Origin of the sequence: Chitinophaga sp. YR573 (assembly GCF_900110995.1) — a bacterium.
Taxonomy (GTDB): Bacteria; Bacteroidota; Bacteroidia; order Chitinophagales; family Chitinophagaceae; genus Chitinophaga.
This window is the reverse complement of the sequence record NZ_FOJF01000001.1, coordinates 1657937-1674096: the sequence shown is the minus strand read 5'-3', so window position 1 is coordinate 1674096 and position 16160 is coordinate 1657937. Positions and strand designations below refer to the sequence as shown.

Below are 16160 nucleotides of genomic sequence, written 5' to 3'. Positions count from 1 at the left end.
ATATTGAAATGAATCCCGTTACAGCACTATTCCACATTCAATACCCTATCATTCAGGCTGGTATGATCTGGGCCAGCGGATGGCGTTTGGCCAGTGCTGTCAGTAATGCAGGCGGACTAGGTATCATTGGTGCCGGTAGTATGTACCCTGATGTGTTACAGGAGCATATCCGCAAATGCAAACTGGCGACTACACGTCCGTTTGGGGTTAATATCCCGCTGCTTTACCCGGGTATAGAACAACTCATCGATATCATTATCAAAGAAGAAGTACCGATCGTATTTACTTCTGCCGGTAATCCCAAAACATGGACGCCTACGTTGAAAGCCGCCGGTATTAAGGTGGTACATGTTGTATCGAGCGCCGCTTTCGCTAAAAAAAGCGAGGCCGCCGGTGTAGATGCTGTAGTAGCAGAAGGTTTTGAAGCAGGAGGGCACAATGGAAGAGAAGAAACCACTACGATGGTACTCATTCCCGCAGTCTGCGAACAGGTGAGCATTCCTGTGATCGCAGCAGGGGGGATAGGCTCCGGAAAGGCGATGGCAGCTGCTTTTGCATTGGGTGCTACAGGCGTACAGATAGGCAGTCGTTTTGTAGCCAGTCCGGAAGCATCTTCACATCCTCTTTTCAAACAGGCCGTTGTAGACGCTAAAGAAGGAGATACCTTTTTGGCTATGAAGAAACTTACCCCGGTACGGTTATTAAAGAATCCGTTTTTTGAAACAGTAAAAGCGGCAGAAGATAATGGGGCTGATAAAGAAGCCCTGCTAGCGTTATTGGGCCGCGCAAGGGCTAAGACGGGCATGTTTGAAGGACAGCTCGAAGAAGGGGAACTGGAAATAGGGCAGGTGTGTGCAACCATTCATGAGATCAAACCCGCCGCTGCAATCGTAGCAGAAATATGGGAAGAGTTTGAAGCAACGATAAAAAAGCTGGCTACTCTTTCATTGCCTTAGCAAAATTCTTAATATCCTGGTTTCTGATCTTTTTAAATCCAACCATTGATTTTCCCATCTGAGGAATCAAAGAAAAGCCCCATGCCTGAAACATCTCATCACTGATATCAGTATGGCATAACGGCATTCCGTTCACAGGGTCCAGCACTACCGGCACATTCACTTCCATACTTGGATAATTCGTATCAAACGTAGAAAATACCCCGGAAGGCACATAAGCTATCGCACTGTTTCCAAAGGCATCTTTCTTAAAGATCTCATCCAGTTCTTCCTTACTCACAAAACGGATGGGATAAGGGTAATCGGCTTGCGCTGTTCCCTCTGCAAAATCATCATCCAACCAGTTCTTGCAGAGAATCAATGTTTTATCTTTCAGATACACCGCATTATGTTTTATTTCCGACTGCATACTGCGTTCGGATATTCCGCCTAGTTGCTCGGTAAATACGTAAGTGGCCAGTCGCAAGCCCACTGCCAGATCGGTATAATCCGGGAACCGGTCGGACATATTCTGGATGTAAAAAGGGTAGGATACGTCATTCTCAATGAAGTACATGTTAATGACGGGAACGCTCAGGTCTTTATCATCAATTTTCCAGGCAAGGGAAGAGGTGTAAGTCCTTGCATATTTAGACTTTTTCACCTTACTGCCTGGTTTTACTTTCATCGACTGACAGTCGAAAACAATGTAATTCCTGTTATTACGTGTGCGTAACCGCGACACCTCTTTTTCTGTTTTCTGTTCTACTGTAATAGCGCCGTTCAACGCCCAGTATTGCTTTACTACTTCCGGGAAGTCCCGGTTCAATTGCTTAATGGCTTGCTTATATTCAGCTACCTGACCAGGAGCTTTTTGACTCAGCAGTTTTATGATCTTTTTATCCGGCCGTTCTTTCACCACAATGAAGCTGGTACGCTTCTTCATCTTCTCTATATCTTTCGTTTTTACGAACTGTGCTGAGGCATTAACTACTGATAATAAGAGGCTTAAACCAAGCAAGGCGGATAGGGTACCTTTCATAGGAGGATATTTAATTTAAACCACATTGCAAATATAATGTTTTAAAAAGGTTTAATATGTAGAAATGCGTCTACAGCCGGGTTTGCCTATCCTGAAAAATAATTTTCCCCCATCATTAGGAAATATCAAAAATTAGCCTGTACATTTACAGTGTACTAGATGTGTAGTACACTAAATCACTTACTATGATATCCATCCAAAATCTTTCTTTCAGTTACAGGAAAAACAAGCCCTTGTTTGAAGGCTTGAACCTGAACCTGGAGGCGGGCTATATCTACGGACTATTAGGAAAAAACGGAGCAGGCAAATCCAGCCTGCTAAAACAAATGGCCGGACTATTATTCCCACAGGGCGGCGTTTGTAAGGTGATGGGGTATGAGGCCCGTTACCGTCAGCCGGATTTTCTGCGTAACCTGTTTATGGTGCCGGAAGAGTTTTATTTGCCACAGGTACAGATCAACAACTACGTAAAAGCCTATGCCCCCTTTTACCCCGACTTCAGCAACAAATCCTTCCGGGAATACCTGGAAGAGTTTCAAATCCCTACAGATCAGCGCTTAACAGAAATGTCCTATGGACAGAAGAAGAAAGTCCTGATCAGCTTTGCCCTGGCTACCAATACCAAAGCGCTTATCATGGATGAACCTACCAATGGTTTGGACATCCCTTCCAAAAGCCAGTTCCGTAAGGTCATTGCTGCCGCTGTGAGCGATGAAAAGTGTATCGTCATTTCTACTCACCAGGTACGTGATCTCGACAATCTGATAGATAATATCGTGATCATCGATGATCATAAGATTGTTTTTCGTCAGGATGTAGGTGCTGTAAGCGATAAGCTCAGCTTTAAAACTGTCAGCAACGTAGAAGATGCAAGTGGCGTACTATATGCCAACAGCTCATTGAGGGGTCATGCCGTAGTAACAGAAAATACGGATAAAGAACAAAGTCGTATTGATATGGAAATGCTGTTTAATGCTGTACTGGAACAACCTGAAAGGATCTCTAAAATATTCAACTAAATGCAAGTAAATAATATACTCAGCGCAAGCCGCTTTGGCGCCTACTTCAAAAAGCACCTGGTTGATAATTACCGACTTTATCTCATGTCCTTAATTGTATTAACAGGATTATTATTATTCGCCCTGTTATTCGCAGTATTCGCAGAGCCGAGTATCCACACATACACCGACCTGATACCAGCCTTTTTGATAGGCTTATACGTGGCCGGATTGATATTTACCAGTAAATCGTTTAGTGAACTGGGAAATAAATCAAGGGGGATAGATTACTTATTATTACCAGCTTCTCACCTGGAGAAATTTCTCACCACATTATTAATTACTACGATTGGCTTTCTCGCCATATATCACGTCGCATTTTTCCTTGCAGTAAAAGCAGGAGAAGGCATTATCTCGTTACGCAATGGTACTCCTCTTGTAAACGATCTCGCGTACAACAGAGAGGCTGACAACTGGTACATAAACTACTTTATCTGGTTTGTTGCACAAGCTATGTTCCTGCTGGGCACTGTATATTTTCAAAAATATAGTCTCATAAAAACAGTGTTATGTTTCTTTATATTCTTAACCGGCATGTACCTCATTAATGCAATATTTGCGCAGATCTTCTTCCATGAATACATGAGAGACTGGAAAGAGCAATTCCCTTTTATTGGTGTAAATATTTTACTGCCTCATAACATGGAAGCGCATACAGCTCAATACTCTATGAACTTTGTGATGCTGGAATTGCCTAAAAAAGCATGGAAACCACTGCTGTATTTTTTCGAATATTTTGTTCCGCCAGCACTATGGACAGTGGCTTATTTTAAATTGAGAGACAAAGAAATATAAATTACCGATCATGGAATTTAAAGAGTCACAAGCGATATACCTGCAGATCGCAGATCACCTCTGCGAACAGATCCTGCTGGATAAGTGGAAGCCGGACGATCGTATTCCTTCTGTCCGCGAACTGGCCGTGCAGCTGGAAGTAAACCCAAACACGGTGATGCGTACCTGCGAATATTTGCAGCAATACGATATCATTTATAATAAAAGGGGCATCGGTTATTTTGTTTCGGAGAACGCTGGTAAGAAAATAATACAGCTTAAAAAAGAACGCTTCCTTGCAAACGAGTTGCCACAATTCTTCCGTAATATCTATTTACTGGATATGGAACTGGATGAATTGAAACCGCACTACGAGAAATATAAAAAATCTAATTTCAAATAGTTAAGATATGCGAACAGCTAACAAATTATTACTTTCATTTGTAGCACTACTTGTGTTACTGATGCTGTTTTCCGATATTGTTTTATGGGCTAATTTTAAAAAGGGAAGGAGTGGGGATAATGACTTGCATATAAGTGAGAGACTTGCTGGTATAGCATTACAGCCGGTTAAAGTATTGCGTCTGACAGGTGTGTCCCATCAGCTTCAGATAACAACTTCAGATAAGCCAACATTAATTTTAAGAGGTGATACTGCCGGTCAGTTTACTTATTCACAGAAAAACGATACACTGTTTTTTGATATGCATAAAGATGGAGGTAGTACGATGTTGGCTTTGCCTGCTATCAATGCTATCTGGTTGTCGCAGGGATGCGGCGTAATGGTAAGCAATTTTGATATACCTCAGTTAGATATTCATATGGGAGACAGCTGTACAGTTGATTTAAATTCTGTGAAAATCAGTAAGCTGAATATAGACGGAGGAAAAGAATCAAAATTATCAATGATGGGAAATGGAAGAGGAAGTGATAATGGTATTGATTCCTTCAGATTAGAACTTGGTAAAAACGGCGAATTCAGATCTTTTGATGTACGGTATCAGTATACAGATATTAGGGTAGACAGTCTTAAAGTACTGGAGATGAGAGATGCTTCGCTGGATGTACTGAAAAAAATTAAATAATTATATAAAAGAGCTAATGAGATAAGGCCGGGTATTCACCCGGCCTTCCCTGTTATAATTTAAAATTGTGTAGCCAGATAAGCCATAGTACCTATCCCTACTTCAATCGCATTTTCATCTACATCAAACGTTGGGGTATGTACGCCGGAAGTAATTCCTCTGGCTATATTCCCTGTTCCTAATCTGAAAAAACAGGCTGGTACTATCTGGGAATAAAAAGCAAAATCTTCTGCTCCCATTCTTACTTCTGTATCTTCTACCTTATCTATTCCAAGATATTCTTCTGCCAGTCCACGGGCTTCTGCGGTAACTGCTTCATTGTTATACAGGCAGGGATAACCTACCAGGATCTCAATATCAATTTCAGCGCCCATGGCATGGGCCAGTTCAGTGGCTTGTTTTTTAATGATATCATGTGCTTTAAAGCGCCATGTTTCATCCATAGCCCTGAAGGTACCCATCAGTTTCACTTCACTGGGGATTACGTTTGTACTGTTTCCGCCGTTAAAAGCACAGATACTTAGTACAGAAGGAGAGAAGGGATTATTATTCCTGCTGATCACCTGTTGCAGACTCACCACCAGGTGAGAAGCCACTAATATAGTATCTACTGTCAGATGAGGAAGTGCTGCGTGTCCGCCTTTTCCTTTGATCGTAATATATATTTCATCCGCGCTGGCCATATACTTACCTTCCCGGAAGCCCAGTTTACCGGCTTCCATAGTAGGTTGCACGTGCATACCCAGTATGGCATCGGGACGTGGATTTTCCAGCGCTCCGTCTTTTATCATGAGGCTGGCTCCACCGGGGTGTTTCTCTTCCCCTGGTTGAAACAACACTTTAATAGTACCCTCAAATTCACCGCTCAGTTCCTGCAGAATGCGGGTAGCGCCGAGTATGCAGGTAGTGTGTACGTCGTGTCCGCAGGCGTGCATAACGCCTGTATTCTGTGATTTATAGGGAACGTCGTTGATTTCTGTAATAGGTAATGCATCCATATCTGCCCGTAGCGCGATCGTTTTGGAAGAGGGGTTCTTCCCTTCGATAATAGCTACGATCCCTGTGCCTGCAATCCCGGAAGTGTAACGAACGCCAAATTCATCCAGTTTCTGCTGGATGAACAATGAAGTTTCAAATTCCTGGAAGGAGAGTTCCGGATGAGAATGAAGATGATGTCTGATGGCTATAAATTCCGGTGCATACTGCTTTGCCAGTTCCTTAATTCGATGCTTCATTTCCCGTTTTCTTAATTGGTTTCTTCATTTCCTGCTTCTTTCTCCGGAGACAGATTAATAACTGCCGGCACTACGAAGATCGCACCCGGGAAGTTGGTAGATAATTTCTCACGGAAATCAGTGGCTTCATCGCGGGATTTGAAGTCGCCGATACGTACTTTGAAATAAGGGGGTTGATATTCCAGGTAAGTCCGGTAATCAGGATAGAGCTGCATCACTTTAGCTTTGATGTCATTGGCTTCATTCCTTTTATTGGTAGAAATGAGCTGTACCCTGAATCCTGGCTGGTTACGGATAGCCAGGGTATTAATGTAGATCTGTTTTTTGATGAGCAGATCCAGGCGGCTGTCCTTCACTACTTTAACGCCGCCATCTGTGTTGGCAGCAAGGGCATTGTCCTGGGCAACGGCCATACCGCCGATCAGTAATCCTGAGAATAGTAATATTAACTGTTTCATTGTCATAAGGTTAAACAGATGCCTTCATGATTTCCACGCTTCCACTGCATCCTAATCTTGTTGCACCGGCATCTATCAGTTCTTTAGCAAACTCAAAGGTACGAATCCCCCCTGATGCTTTTATCTGAATATTTGCCGGCAGGTTTGCCCGCATCAGCTTTACGGCTGCAACGGTGGCGCCTTTCTCTGCGTATCCGGTAGATGTTTTTACAAAGTCTACCTGGTATTTAGCGTATAGCTGGCAGCATCTGATGATCTCTTCTTCCAATAATATGCCACTTTCTATAATCACTTTGATCACTTTCCCTTTATTCCTGATGATAGGCATCATGGTAGCGATCTCTTTTTCCACATATTCCCAGTCGCCGTTTCGTATAGCTAACAGGTTAGCGACCATATCCAGCTCGTCTGCTTCATCGATAATAGCGAGTACGGTTTCGGCTACTTTAGCTTCTATGGCAGAATATCCGAAAGGGAACCCTGTAACAGTGGCTACTTTTGTATTGGTATTACCTACAAATGTTTTAGCCAGCTTCACAAAAGGGGGTGGGATGCACACTGCTGCAAAATCATATTCCACTGCTTCCATGCACAGTTGACGGATGTTATCCAGGGTAGTCGTCGGTTTCAGCACCGTATGGTCTATATATCTATTAAGCAGCATTTATGACAGATTTCAGGTACGAAAGTAATATATCCTGATTAAATAAAAGGGGCCGGTCAGTAACCGGCCCCGGATAAAGCCCCTATTGATAAGCAGGAAATGCGTTAGTTAAAGGAAACGGAGTAACTGTTGCTAACGAAATTCAGTCCTCCGCTGGAAGACGTGATTTCAAAGCCGAACTGTACATCGCCCAGTGTGATATTTCCATACCAGCCCTGGTTTTTGATCCAGTTAAGGATCGCTTTAATATCTACAGTACCTGAATTGGTATTGCTGGTCCTTATAAAGGAGAATACCTGGTTGCTGCCATTGGATCCTCTGTATACATTCCAGGTATGTCCACCCAGACTCAGGTTGGTATTTACAGGTACGGCTCCATTGGCATCATAATTATATGAAATGGGACCTACACTGCCTCTTTTGTTCATCCACAACATTACTTCATATGCATAATTTGAATCCCAGATATCGTAGGCGCTGGAGAAGGAGCCACTACCAGGAGGTGTTACGTTGAAACTGCTGGTGCAGCTGTTGATTGTACTGAGAGTTTTGCCTACATACCTGGCGCTGTGAGGGTAGGACTTTACACCGGATGTGTTGGGATGATCTGCCCATACACCCCAGTTACTGTAGGAGTTGGCCCAGATAGTCTGTGCTCCGGCACCGCTTCCCCAAACATCGTTTGCTATTGTGTAACCGCCATTAGACCAGGTTGCCCATTTGTCGGTTGATGACCAGTTCGCAGCTACTGCTGCATCTTTTTTCTCTACTGCTTCTTTTTTACAGGCAGTGAAAATGAGGGCCAGGATAATAAATGCACTTAATTTTTTCATAAAGAAACGTGGGTTTAACTGAAATAAATAATTGGTAATAAGCATTACTGTATCAATAAGGGCAACGGTTTTCATGTATGTGGAATGCTCATGCTTATGGGTAGTAAATTATCTTCTTTTATTGATGGGCATAGTCTGCAATTGTTTTTATTTAGGGATGATAATGTTGCATGAGTAAAATATATCAGGAATGAAATGTTACTTTCGGGATACTATGTTACCCTCCACGCAAAAATATATACAGGTGATAGTCGCCATATATCTGTTATGCGCCGCCTGTAAGAAAGAAGAGATGCCTGATCCTTCTCCGGTACAATTGCTGAATGCCGTGAACCAGTTAAGACAAACCGGTTGTACCTGCGGTACTACGCTAATGCCTCCTGTTCCTCCGCTTGTATGGAATGATACGCTGGCCATTGCTGCACAGGGGCATGTCGCTGACATGTATACACATAATTATTTCTCACACATTGCACCAGATGGTAGTTCTCCCATTCAAAGAGCGGCAGAAGCCGGTTATAAAGGGAATTATGTGGGAGAGAATCTGGCGATGGGATACAATACTATTAATGCCGTTATGATGGCCTGGCAGAACAGTGAAGAGCATTGTAAGGCGATGATGGATACATTATACAGAGAGATGGGGGCTGCTGAAACACATGATTACTGGGCGCTGGAATTTGGCAGGTATAAGTAAATCAGTTTGATTATTGGGTGCAGGGCGAAGCCCTGCAAAATCCCCTTCAATTTTATTGCCCTCTACCTTGGCAGGTATAAATAAAAAACCAGCCTCAAAACTTTTGAGGCTGGTTATAATTTTATAATAGCAGGATTTAGAAATCCTTACCGTGACATTGTTTGTACTTCTTACCACTTCCACAAGGACAAGGATCATTACGACCTACCTTAGGACCAGTATTTCTTATGGGATCCTGTTTCACAGGCTCAGCGTTGGTAGCGTAATCCTGTACATCTGTAGCTGCAGCAGGTACCGCCCCCTCAAACTCCTGGTGAGAAGCACGCATCCGGCTCATATCGGTCTTTGCCTCACGGCCTTCACGGATCTGTACCGGTGCCTGTTGCTGCTGACGGCTGTCATCCTGAGTGCGGATACCGCATTTGCTAAGGAATGAAACGATTTCACGGCTGGTATCACCATCCATTTGTTTGAACAGGTTGAATGCTTCAAACTTATAGATCAATAAAGGATCCTTCTGTTCGTACACCGCACCCTGTACAGATTGTTTCAGGTCATCCATCGCACGCAGATGCTCTTTCCAGGACTCATCTATCAGTGTAAGGGTAATACTGCGTTCCAGGGCATTCACGGTTTCAAAGCCTTTGCTATCTACTACTTTCTGCAGGTTAGCAAGAACGTCCATGCCTTTCTTACCATCTGTAAACGGAATAGAGATATTCTCTATCTGATGGCCCTGGTCTTTATGTATCTGCTGGATGACAGGCAGGGTATTATCCGCCAGTTCCTGCGTTTTACGTACGTAATTATCTTTTGTCTGATGATAGAGACGTGATGCCAGGTTGTTGATATCTGCTTTCACCAGCTCATCGCGGGTAATATCAGTATCTATTGCGAAGTTCATGATCACATCTAATTTAAATGCATCAATATCTCCTGTTTCCCTGTGACCGGTAATAATACTTAAAGCCACATCATAGAAAGCATTGTCGATATCTATTGCAAGACGTTCGCCAAACAAAGCGTGGTTACGTTTAGCATAGATAACAGTACGCTGCTTGTTCATCACATCATCATACTCCAGCAAACGCTTACGTATACCGAAGTTGTTCTCTTCTACCTTCTTCTGTGCTCTTTCAATAGAACGGGTGATCATGCTGTGCTGAATCACTTCTCCTTCCTTATAACCCATACGGTCCATCAGACCAGCTATACGGTCAGAACCGAACATACGCATCAGATCATCTTCCAGAGACACAAAGAACTGCGAAGTTCCCGGATCACCCTGACGACCGGCACGACCACGTAACTGCCTGTCAACACGACGGCTTTCATGACGTTCCGTACCAATGATCGCTAAACCACCTGCTTCTTTTACACCAGCACCCAGCTTGATATCCGTACCACGACCCGCCATGTTGGTAGCGATAGTGATAGCACCAGCCAAACCTGCTTCAGCAACGATCTGTGCTTCACGGGCATGTTGTTTTGCGTTCAGTACATTGTGAGGGACCTTCTCGAAGGTGAGCATCTTACTTAACAGTTCGGATACTTCCACAGAGGTAGTACCTACCAGGACTGGCCTTCCGGCAGCCTGTAACTGTTTCACTTCTTCGATAACGGCTTTATATTTATCACGTTTGGTCTTGTAAACCAGGTCTTCGGAGTCTTTACGGGTAATAGGCAGGTTGGTTGGAATGGTTACCACGTCCAGCTTGTATATTTCCCAGAACTCACCAGCTTCGGTAGTAGCTGTACCGGTCATACCGGCCAGTTTGTGATACATACGGAAGTAGTTCTGGAGGGTAACGGTGGCGAAGGTCTGGGTAGCAGCCTCCACTTTCACGTTTTCCTTTGCTTCTATCGCCTGGTGTAAACCGTCGGAATAACGGCGGCCATCCAGGATACGACCAGTCTGTTCATCTACTATTTTCACTTTACCGTCCATCACCACATATTCCACGTCGATATCGAACAGGGTATATGCTTTCAGCAATTGCTGTACGGAGTGGATACGGTCGGATTTCAGGGCAAAGTCCTGCAGCAGGGTATCTTTACGGTGAAGTTTCTCATCAGCTGTCAGTTCCAGTTTCTCGATCTCAGCGATCTCGGAACCAACATCCGGCATGATGAAGAAGTTTGGATCTTCGCCGGACTGGGTAATCAGGTGAAGACCTTTTTCAGTAAGATCTACGCTGTTATTTTTTTCGTCAATGCTGAAGTAGAGTTCTTCGTCTACTTTAGGCATTTCGCGTTGCTGATCTGCCAGGTAGTAGTTTTCTGCTTTCTGCAGTAATACTTTGATACCTGGTTCGCTCAGATACTTGATCAGCGCACTGTTTTTAGGTAAACCGCGCCATGCACGCATCAGGGCAAGACCACCGGTTTTCGCATCGTCTTTACCTTCTGCTATCAGTTTCTTTGCTTCCAGCAAATATTGTTGAGTCGCTTTTTTCTGTGCATCCATCAGGCGTTGTACACGTGGTTTCAACGCATGGAACTCCTGTTCTTCTCCACGAGGGATAGGACCGGAGATGATTAACGGCGTACGTGCATCATCGATCAGTACGCTATCCACCTCATCCACCATGGCGTAGTGGTGTTTACGCTGTACCATTTCATCCGGTGTATGCACCATGTTATCACGCAGGTAATCGAAACCAAATTCGTTATTGGTACCATAAGTGATACCGGCGAGGTAAGCATTGCGGCGTTCCGGAGTATTAGGTTGATGCTTATCTATACAATCAACTGTTACGTCGAGGAATTCGAAAATAGGACCGTTCCACTCAGAGTCACGACGGGCCAGGTAATCATTCACGGTAACGATGTGAACGCCTTGTCCTGCCAGTGCATTGAGGTAAGCGGGGAGAGTGGATACCAGTGTTTTACCTTCACCTGTAGCCATTTCGGAAATCTTACCCTGGTGGAGTACGATACCGCCTATTAACTGTACATCGTAATGAATCATGTTCCAGGTGACAGGACTGCCAGCTGCCGACCAGGTATTTTTCCACGTCACATTGTCACCCTGGATAGTGACATAATCCCTTTTAACTGCCAGTTGGCGGTCCAGTTCAGTAGCGGTAGCTGTGATAGTAGTGTTCTGGGTGAAGCGGCGGGCGGTTTCTTTTACCACGGCGAAAGCCTCTGGTAACAGTTCTTCCAGTACTTCTTCCAGTTGTTTGTCGCGGTCTTTCTTCAGCTTATCAATTTCCTGGTAAACAACATCCTTTTCAGTGACATCCTCTGCATTTTCAGCAGCCAGCTGCCTTTCTGCAATAGTACTGTCTATCTTGGCCAGATGAGCACTTATACGTTGACGGAACTCCTGTGTTTTGTTACGCAGTTGGTCTACAGGCAGGGATTGCAGTTTTTCAAACGCGTCATTGATCTGCTTTACAACGGGCAGGATCGTCTTAATATCCTTCTCCGATTTATGCCCGCCAAAAAGTTTTGTTAAAAAACCTAACATGTCTAATTTATTACGAATGATTGTTAAAATAGTTGTTCTCAGTTGTACGGTAGCCCACACTTATCCAAAAATTATGCTTGGAAAGCTCCGGTGACAAGGTGTCAGATTATCTCCGGTTCTTGCGAGGCCTGTAAAATTAGGAATTATTTGCACATAGTGAATGCAATATGATATCAGTTCCAATATTCTCTGCTTTTAAGTTGTCTTCTTTCAATTATTCTGATAACCAGGTATTTAGATTATTTGCTGTATACCGGAAGTATTAAAACATCAAAATTATTTGCTGACAGGACCTGCACAGGCACTGATCTTCATTGAAATCCTATATCCCTTCATCATAGAAAGCTCATTCCTTCAGCATTCTTTCGTCATAGCTATATCGTTTGGATATAGGAATGCCGGTAGAATGATATAGGAGTGATATAGGAGCGATGAAGGAATGATGGCAGAATGCCAGTACCAACGCCAGTTTCAGACCTGCTTTAAGCACTTTTTTGGTTTACATGAAGAGGAGATTGAAAACACAGATTTTAATGCGAAACTTATCAAGATGTCGCTCCAGTGTTATATTTCAGCATCATTTACATTATTTATATTATATTTGATTTCTGTTATATAAGTATTGTACTGTATTTATATCACCTGTTATTCTGTCTCGTTTATATAGCATTTACCATTAGAGATATCCTATTTCCTTCTAGAAAACTTTTCATATGTATGAAATTGCCCACGATATTGATGTTACAACCGGGCTTCAGGCTGATGCCAGGGGAGAAATAAGAAAATTATCGATCATTATTCCGGCATATAACGAGGAGAAAACGATCTCGTTCATTCTGGATAAGATCCGTCATGTGAGATTGATACACAACATCGAAAAAGAAGTAATTATTGTAAATGATTGCTCTAAAGATGATACAGAACAGGCGATAGCTGATTATTGTTCCAATCATCCTGATCTTACTATTAAATATTTTAAACTCCCCGTCAATAGTGGTAAAGGAGCCGCTATTCATGCCGGAATAAGACATGCCACAGGCGAATATCTGCTTATTCAGGATGCAGATCTTGAGTATGATCCGTATGAATATAATACACTGCTGAAACCTATTGTACATGGCTTTGCGGATGTTGTGTATGGTTCCCGTTTTATGGGGAATGGCCCTCACAGGATACTGTTCTTCTGGCATACCATCGGTAATAAGGTATTGACTTTCCTGTCCAATATGTTTTCCAATCTGAATCTCTCTGATATGGAAACCGGTTACAAAGTATTCAAAACAGATACTATCCGCCAGATATCACTGCGGGAAAAACGCTTTGGATTTGAACCTGAAGTGACTGCAAAGATATCCAGGATACCCCGGATAAGAATATACGAAGTAGGTATTTCGTATTATGGAAGGACCTATGCAGAAGGTAAAAAGATCAACTGGAAAGACGGTGTAAGAACAATCTATTGCATCATAAAATATGGGATCCTTACACGTAGCATATTGAAAAAAAAGGTAGCAAAAAGCGTTGTGGAAAATTAAGACAGGCTCACTTCACGTTATTACAAAATTCAAAAAATTAAAAATGACCAGATCAACAATTGATGAGGTAGGATTATCTACCCTGGACAATCTTAGTGCCGCTGACCGGCTGAATGACTGGATGTTTGAATCTATTCAACCTTATTTGAAAGAACAGATCCTAGAGATTGGAAGTGGAATAGGTAATATATCCGGTTGTTTTGTAAAAAACAATGTGCCATTGTATGTAAGTGATTACAGTGATCATTATTGCAGATTACTTCAACAGAAATTTGACCATGAACCTTTGATCCGTGACGTATTCCAGATAGACCTTTCCGCATCCGATTTTGAAAGTAAGTACGCCTCTTTAATCGGGAAGTTTAATACTGTATTTGCACTGAATGTGGTAGAACATATCGCAGATGATGGCTGTGCGATAGCCAATTGTAATAAATTACTTGCTCCCGGAGGTCATCTGATCATACTTGTTCCTGCCTACCAGATGTTATATAACGGATTTGACAAGGAACTGGAACACTTCCGGCGATATACCCGCACCTCTTTAAGAAACCTCTTCCTTGCAGAAAAATTTGAGATCATAAATAGCTGGTATTTTAACCTTGCAGGCATTTTAGGATGGTTTGTGTCAGGAACGATTTTACGAAAGAAAGAATTACCCGCAGGGCAGTTATCTTTCTATAATAAACTGGTTCCCCTTTTCCGCGTTGCAGACCGCCTTATAATGAATAAGATGGGACTATCGGTTATTACTGTTGGGAAAAAGAAGGGATAAATACAAATCCATCTCCTAAACCCGGCCCTCTCATCTTCACGCCTTTAGGCATATGATCTGCACAGGGCAGGGGTGTATCCCAGCATAATTCTGTATTCAATGGAATATACAACTGAAAAGGTGTTTCATGCTTTTCTACGGGTTGCAGCGTGTAAGGTGCTGGTGTAAGCAATGTTTGAGAAGGTACATCCTGTATTATCTTCTCTGCTGCGAACGTATTATGTAAACGTTGGTATAATACTAATGTCGCTGCCTGAAACATTAACACGCCAGACAAACACATGGCTACCAGAAGACGTATATTCAGCAAAGAGGAAAAACAAAGCGCAAATGTAATGACGAATAACGGCGCTAAATAGCCGTATGCAAAACGGGGATCAGGCGCTTGTACCAGCCAGAAAATAGTTCCTGCAATCAGGAATATATATACCGGTAAGAAATTCTTCGGCAAGGATTTCCGTTTGAAAAATACTACAACAGGAGAGATCAGCGCAATCAGCAATAACAACTTATCATACACCCGTACACTATGAATAAACCAGGTGCTAAAACGCTGCAATAAAGAATCATTCATCAAACGTGCAATATCGGCGGAACGATAAAATGCAAATGCGGTAATATCCTGTCTTGTAGCATGTATAACGGAGAGTGGTACACTCCAGCCGGTGTGGAAAACATCCGGTAATTCCATGGGGAATAATGGGTAGCCTGTAAGAATAATGTTTCTTATCACCCAGGGCGTAAAGATTAATACACCCATACCCACAAGAGCGAATCGTTTATGACCTTTTATAAACAAAAACAGACTTATCAGCAGGACTGGTATCGCAGATACTTTTACTGTTACCAAAAACAAGGGGGCCAGTAATAAAAACACAGTTTCTTTAGGGTTGTTTTCCAGCCATACGACCACAATCAGACAACCCAGGTAAAACACCGCTAAATCCGCGGCGGGAGCAATTATATTATATACGCAAACCTGCGGCATATTTATCAATACCAGCAGTCCAAGTTTCAAAAACTTAATAAAAGGAAGATCTTCATTGTCAGAGGTAAAAGAGGGTAACAGGTACAACATCACCAGCAAATAAAGCACCCCGTTAATATGATTATCCGTCCCACCGGTTATCCAGGAAAAGTTAAAGACGGCAGCTAACACGTGCCAGTGAGAGTTTAATCCAAACCTTACATGTAAGTTAGCCAGCCCCGGTACTACCTTATAATGTTGCATCCATTTGATGAACTGGGCATAATATAACCCCTCATCATAAGTAAACGACTGCTGGGCCGATAAATACACCACATATACTATCGCTATAATAAACACCCAGGAAAATTCACGGGGAAAGGATAGACTCTTTCTGTAAAACACAGCCCCTGCAACGCCTAAAAGGAGTATGATCCCCTGGGCCAGGGTGCCCAGCGGCATAAATAAAGAAAGGTAGGCCGAGATCACAGAAATCCCGAACAACCCCGTTAGCGCAGTTAGAGAAAATGAAGAAGACTGCTGCCCCAGCAATCGCTGAATAGTATGCCCATACACAAAAGACAGTATAATGATATACAGGAATTTAACGAACAGGAACAGCATAAA

At 42.9% G+C, this 16160-nt stretch carries 16 protein-coding genes; 8 read left to right on the top strand and 8 right to left on the bottom strand.

Annotation, left to right across the window (positions count from 1 at the left end; translation table 11 throughout):
• Nucleotides 1-8: 8 nt before the first annotated feature.
• The gene (locus BMW86_RS07075) at nucleotides 9-956 is read left to right on the top strand and encodes an NAD(P)H-dependent flavin oxidoreductase (RefSeq protein ID WP_089780313.1); all 948 of its coding nucleotides are present in this window, start codon (nucleotides 9-11) and stop codon (nucleotides 954-956) included.
• Here the strand turns inward: BMW86_RS07075 and BMW86_RS07070 are convergent.
• The gene (locus BMW86_RS07070) at nucleotides 937-1977 is read right to left on the bottom strand and encodes a hypothetical protein (protein WP_089780311.1); all 1041 of its coding nucleotides are present in this window, start codon (nucleotides 1975-1977) and stop codon (nucleotides 937-939) included. The two genes, BMW86_RS07075 and BMW86_RS07070, sit on opposite strands and share 20 nt — an antisense overlap.
• A gap of 185 nt (nucleotides 1978-2162) precedes the next feature.
• Here BMW86_RS07070 and BMW86_RS07065 point away from each other — a divergent pair, with 185 nt between their 5' ends.
• Genes BMW86_RS07065 through BMW86_RS07050 form a run of 4 tightly spaced genes read left to right on the top strand, consistent with a single transcriptional unit; the run spans nucleotide 2163 to nucleotide 4894 of the window.
• Nucleotides 2163-2996 carry an ABC transporter ATP-binding protein gene (locus BMW86_RS07065; protein ID WP_089780309.1) on the top strand — a complete coding sequence of 278 codons (834 nt, stop codon included), beginning with the start codon at nucleotides 2163-2165 and terminating at the stop codon, nucleotides 2994-2996.
• Nucleotides 2997-3830 (top strand): hypothetical protein, encoded by an 834-nt coding sequence (locus tag BMW86_RS07060; protein ID WP_089780307.1) that lies wholly within the window; start codon nucleotides 2997-2999, stop codon nucleotides 3828-3830.
• Between the two features lie 10 nt (nucleotides 3831-3840).
• The gene (locus tag BMW86_RS07055) at nucleotides 3841-4212 is read left to right on the top strand and encodes a GntR family transcriptional regulator (RefSeq protein WP_089780304.1); all 372 of its coding nucleotides are present in this window, start codon (nucleotides 3841-3843) and stop codon (nucleotides 4210-4212) included.
• Between the two features lie 7 nt (nucleotides 4213-4219).
• Nucleotides 4220-4894, top strand: a complete 675-nt coding sequence (locus BMW86_RS07050; protein WP_089780302.1) for a hypothetical protein — start codon at nucleotides 4220-4222, stop codon at nucleotides 4892-4894.
• 59 nt (nucleotides 4895-4953) lie between these two features.
• On the opposite strand, the gene BMW86_RS07045 is transcribed toward BMW86_RS07050, so the two are convergent.
• From BMW86_RS07045 to BMW86_RS07030, 4 genes are all read right to left on the bottom strand, one after another.
• Nucleotides 4954-6129, bottom strand: coding sequence for a M20 metallopeptidase family protein (locus tag BMW86_RS07045; RefSeq protein WP_089780300.1), 1176 nt, complete (start codon nucleotides 6127-6129; stop codon nucleotides 4954-4956).
• 11 nt (nucleotides 6130-6140) lie between these two features.
• Nucleotides 6141-6587 carry an SPOR domain-containing protein gene (locus BMW86_RS07040; RefSeq protein ID WP_177189179.1) on the bottom strand — a complete coding sequence of 149 codons (447 nt, stop codon included), beginning with the start codon at nucleotides 6585-6587 and terminating at the stop codon, nucleotides 6141-6143.
• Nucleotides 6588-6597: 10 nt separating this feature from the next.
• Nucleotides 6598-7251 carry a deoxyribose-phosphate aldolase gene (deoC, locus tag BMW86_RS07035; protein WP_089780296.1) on the bottom strand — a complete coding sequence of 218 codons (654 nt, stop codon included), beginning with the start codon at nucleotides 7249-7251 and terminating at the stop codon, nucleotides 6598-6600.
• Nucleotides 7252-7355: 104 nt separating this feature from the next.
• On the bottom strand, nucleotides 7356-8084 hold the full coding sequence (locus tag BMW86_RS07030) for a glycoside hydrolase family 12 protein (RefSeq protein ID WP_089783589.1): 729 nt from the start codon (nucleotides 8082-8084) through the stop codon (nucleotides 7356-7358).
• Between the two features lie 190 nt (nucleotides 8085-8274).
• Here BMW86_RS07030 and BMW86_RS07025 point away from each other — a divergent pair, with 190 nt between their 5' ends.
• Nucleotides 8275-8781 carry a CAP domain-containing protein gene (locus tag BMW86_RS07025; RefSeq protein WP_089780294.1) on the top strand — a complete coding sequence of 169 codons (507 nt, stop codon included), beginning with the start codon at nucleotides 8275-8277 and terminating at the stop codon, nucleotides 8779-8781.
• 136 nt (nucleotides 8782-8917) lie between these two features.
• On the opposite strand, the gene secA is transcribed toward BMW86_RS07025, so the two are convergent.
• Together secA and BMW86_RS32750 are read right to left on the bottom strand one after the other, a co-directional pair.
• Nucleotides 8918-12256 carry a preprotein translocase subunit SecA gene (gene secA, locus BMW86_RS07020; RefSeq protein WP_089780292.1) on the bottom strand — a complete coding sequence of 1113 codons (3339 nt, stop codon included), beginning with the start codon at nucleotides 12254-12256 and terminating at the stop codon, nucleotides 8918-8920.
• 346 nt (nucleotides 12257-12602) lie between these two features.
• A complete protein-coding gene (locus BMW86_RS32750) occupies nucleotides 12603-12746 on the bottom strand; it encodes a hypothetical protein (protein ID WP_177189178.1) in 144 nt (47 codons plus the stop codon).
• A 223-nt stretch (nucleotides 12747-12969) separates the two neighbouring features.
• Between BMW86_RS32750 and BMW86_RS07015 the strand changes: the two genes are divergently transcribed.
• A complete protein-coding gene (locus BMW86_RS07015) occupies nucleotides 12970-13791 on the top strand; it encodes a glycosyltransferase family 2 protein (RefSeq protein ID WP_089780289.1) in 822 nt (273 codons plus the stop codon).
• A 43-nt stretch (nucleotides 13792-13834) separates the two neighbouring features.
• A complete protein-coding gene (locus tag BMW86_RS07010) occupies nucleotides 13835-14566 on the top strand; it encodes a class I SAM-dependent methyltransferase (RefSeq protein ID WP_089780287.1) in 732 nt (243 codons plus the stop codon).
• Here BMW86_RS07010 and BMW86_RS07005 read toward each other — a convergent pair.
• Nucleotides 14541-16157, bottom strand: a complete 1617-nt coding sequence (locus BMW86_RS07005) for an LIC_10190 family membrane protein (protein WP_089780286.1) — start codon at nucleotides 16155-16157, stop codon at nucleotides 14541-14543. The genes BMW86_RS07010 and BMW86_RS07005 overlap by 26 nt on opposite strands.
• Between the last annotated feature and the right edge of the window lie 3 nt (nucleotides 16158-16160).